The following is a 559-nucleotide window of genomic DNA, read 5'->3' as shown; positions in this document are numbered from 1 at the left end:
CTGCATCATCAGACAGGGAATAGCTGATATTATCAGAGGCATCCGCATCTGTGGCAAACGCCGTTACACCAACCGTTGCACCAGAACCTGCATTCTCATCAACACTATTGCCTGTCGCGTTTGTATCCGTGATCACTGAGGCACCTGCTTCATTGACATCATCGACTTGGATGGTGAAGTCCTGCACAGATGTTGTGCCATCTGTTGAGGTCGCTGTTACCTGGATCGTGTGAGAGGTATCACTCTCATAATCAAGACCAGAGGCAACCGTGACAACACCCGTATTGGCATCAATGGCAAAGAACCCACCTGGGTTGGATGATAGTGAATAACTCACATGATCGCTCGCATCCGCATCAGAGGCAAACGCCGTCACACCAACCACGGAACCCGTGGAGGCGTTTTCAGCAACACTATTGCCAGACCCATCACTGTCACTGATCGCTGTGATCGATGTCTCGTTCACATCATTCACACCAATCGTAAAGGTCTCATTAGACGTCGATCCATCATCTGAGGTCGCAACAACGGTAATATTATGTGAACTCGCACTTTCCGC

The 559-nt window shown here is 49.6% G+C and carries 1 protein-coding gene; it reads right to left on the bottom strand.

Annotation, left to right across the window (positions count from 1 at the left end; genetic code table 11):
- Positions 1–559: cadherin repeat domain-containing protein (locus AB2J24_RS19875; protein ID WP_367386816.1), on the bottom strand; the 559-nt coding region annotated here is incomplete at both ends.

It is taken from the genome of Lentilitoribacter sp. EG35 (genome assembly GCF_040784015.1).
Taxonomy (GTDB): Bacteria; Pseudomonadota; Alphaproteobacteria; order Rhizobiales; family Rhizobiaceae; genus Lentilitoribacter.
This window is presented reverse-complemented; position numbering and strand designations above follow the sequence as displayed.